Raw genomic sequence first — 3441 nt, 5'->3', positions numbered from 1 at the left:
CGACGGGTCAAGCGACGTTGTTGAAAGACATCGATCCGACGTTGCAGACGACCAGCAATCCGCCCTTTGCTCTCTCATCCCAACCGCTGGATTTCGTCCGCTACGACAATCAACTTTATTTTAGCGCCTATAGCCCCGAAACGGGCCGAGAGCTTTGGTCCAGCGACGGAACGCCCGAGGGCACGATGCTGCGCGCGGATCTTTACCCGGGCAACGAGTTTCCGTTTTCTTCGTATCCGGAAGATCTGGTCGTTTCCGGCGAGAAACTGTTTTTCATCGCCGAGGATCCGGACCACGGATCGGAGTTGTGGGTGATCGATAGCGGCTCCGACGATCCCCGTTTGGTCGCCGACTTAGACCCCGGCACCGACAGCTCGCTGATTTTTTCGTTGTCGCCTTACGGAGACGGCGTGGCCTTTCGACGTGATGACAACTTCAACGGCGTGGTCGCCACGAACATTGGAAACGAACTTTGGATCAGCGACGGGACTGCCGGCGGAACAAAGCCCGTCGTTGACCTGGAAACCGGCACAGACGGGTCGCGCTGCTTCGGAGACTTTCTTGGCGGCGGCATCATCGAATTCAACGATCAGATTGTGTTCCGAGCAAACGATCTGGAACACGGCTGCGAGCTGTTCATCAGTGACGGCACGGCGGCCGGCACACAATTGCTGCTCGATCTTTATCAAGACGACCCGATCGTGATCGGCCAGGAAGGTCGTTCCTCCGATCCCGACGAGCTGACGGTGATCGGCACTGACCTGTATTTCCAGGCGACCGACGAAAATGGTCGCGCCCTCTGGCGACTGGACCTCGACGGGAATCTCCAACGGGCGTCATTGCACTATGACCTCAATCCGCAACCGTCCGATTTGACGATCGCCGGTTCGAATTTGTTTCTGATCGGTGACGACGGGATCTTGGGGCGCGAAATCTATCGTCATCCGTTGGAACATTCTCTGATCCCCGGCGTCATGGAAATCCTGGCCAAGGACATCGCCTACCACGACTGGACGATCGGACAAACCATCCCCTTCTCGGATCTTGGTTACGGGCAAGTCTCCACCGTCGAATTCACCGTCAACCAATTCTTTCAGGACCCGGTGACCGGGTTCGAAGCCGTCGGTCTGGTTAGCAGTTCGGTCGATCCCGTGCTGGCAATCCGTGGCTCCGCCGATTTCTTGACCGATTGGTTCGACGATTTCCATCCCGATGGCGTCGGAACGGCGCAGTTTCTGGCGAACTACGATGACGTCTCAGCCTGGCTGACTGCGATCAACAGCTCCCACGGCACGCCCTCGATTGTCGGACACAGCTTGGGCGGCGCGCTGACACAACTGATGGCGGCGCGTTACACCGGTGACGGCGGCGCGCTCGCTCGAATCAACACGTTCAACGCGCCCGGCATCAATGCGGACTATGCCGCCATGTTCAACGCCGAACTGGCCGAGCAAGTGCTTCATTTTGTCACCAACGGTGATCCGGTCAGCATGGCCGGCGACGCATTCCTTTCGGGCAACTGGGTCCGAGCCACCTTCTCAACACTCAATCTGAAGACCAACCACACCCATCCGATCGTCGCGCCGTTCACGTTCATCGGTGAGACGCGGACGGAAACTCGAGATCGGCCGCAGGACACGACGCTTGATTTCTTTGACAACACCGATTGGCTCAACAGTCCGCTGTTCTTCCACGATGACGTCGACTACCTGACGTGGTTGTCGGTGATGTATGCGGTTGCAAACGCCAGCGATACGCTGCGACCGTACCGACACCTGCCCGCCTCGTTACTGTTTCGCAGCACGACCGAAGCCCAGCGACAGGTGATCGGTCAGGTCTGGCACGACTTCCAAACACCCGTGTTGGCGGCGCTCGGGCCAACACCGTGCGATCCGGAACAAGAGCCGTTCACGCTTTCGGACATCGAGTTCAGTGTGCTCGGGTTATTGGACGTCGAAGCCACCGGCATGATGGCCAGCTGTCAGCTCGCGCCGGATCCCAGTGTGTGGTTGCAGGGCGAGGTGCGTTTACCCGATTTCTTTAACGTCACGGCCAACTTCACCGACGACAATCGCATTCAACTGGCCAATGGCATGATCGATCTCGTCGGCACGGTGACGGCCGAAGACATTCCCGTTGTGCCGCGATTCATTGAAGTCAAGGGAGCCAACATCGGCATCAATACGATTGAAAAGACGCTCACCGCCGGCGCACAACTGGCGATCAGACCGTGGGGGATTGTCTTGGCAGTCGACCTCGGCTTTCTTAACAGCGAGTGGAATTCGATCGAAATCGGCGTCGACGGATTGGGGATTCCGGTGCCGGTCTTGCCAGCAGCCGTGTTGCAGCGTGTTTCCGGCAGCGTCAATCATATCGCGACCAGCGACCCCGCACCGGTCACCTTTGGCGGGTCGATCGGCATGACGCTCGGCCCCGAGGTCAGCGTCAATTTGCCGTCTTGGGCCGGCGGTCCGGTGGAAGCCAAGTTGCTCGGGTTCAACGGCGCCGCATCCTTCAACAGCCAACAATTGACGGTCGGGGCGGACCTGTCGATCCTCAACGACCTGGCAATCGTTGACGGAACGACGACCTGGAATTGGGTCGACGGGATCTTGGAAGCCAGCGGCGGGTTCGATGTCCTGAACGGAACCATCCTGTCGGACGATGCGAGTTTCAAAGCAAACGTCGATGCCAACAGCGGCTTGAATATCAGCGCATCGGCCAGTGCGACTTTTACGGTTCCCGAATCGTTCCCGTTGATCGGCGGCACCCAAGCCCTGGCGGGTCAGTTCTTTTTACAGTTCAACGATGACGGCGATTTCTCCAATGATTCCACCGGCGCCTACGCCAGTTTTCCCCTGCCGCTGATCGGTGACACGGGACTGGGATTCCGTGTTTGGCTTGATGGTGATTTCGGCCTGGTCGGCGCCGAAGAAATCGACGCCCTGATCGCTGGCGGCGAAGGCGAACTGCTGGCGCAAGCGACAACACTTTCGCACCAAGTCGAACTCGAACCGGGAAAGCAATGGGCCATGTTTTCCGCCCAGTGGGAACATGAGACCGCAACCGAAATCGTGCTCACCACTCCGTCGGGTCAAACCCTGACCGAAGCTGACATCATCGCCGCCCCGGACATGGCGATCGTCGAACCGTTGTCCGACATGACCCGGCGCGTCGTCGTCGTTTCACAACCCGGTGCGGGCGTTTGGAATCTGACGGTCGACTCGGACATCGGAACCGGCCAGATTGAGTTCTTTGTCGTTTCCGACAACAACGCTCCCAGCGGGGAAATCACGCAGCTTGCCGGCGGCGGGTTCGGACAACCCGTTTCGATTTCCTACAACGCTTCCGACAGCGACAACGACGCCGCGGTCTCGCTGTTCTACGATTCCGATGCGAGCGGGCTGGACGGCATCTTAATCGATTCCGGGATCACGCAGG

The 3441-nt window shown here is 58.8% G+C and carries 1 protein-coding gene; it reads left to right on the top strand.

Translation table 11 applies throughout. The annotated features are described in order from the left end of the window. Positions 1–3441: hypothetical protein (locus ABX749_RS26560; protein WP_372898659.1), on the top strand; the 3441-nt coding region annotated here is incomplete at both ends.

Origin of the sequence: Stieleria sp., from assembly GCF_041595215.1 — a bacterium.
Classification (GTDB): Bacteria; Planctomycetota; Planctomycetia; order Pirellulales; family Pirellulaceae; genus Stieleria; species Stieleria magnilauensis.
Note: the sequence above shows the minus strand (reverse complement) of the source record. Positions and strands in the feature narration are given on the sequence as shown.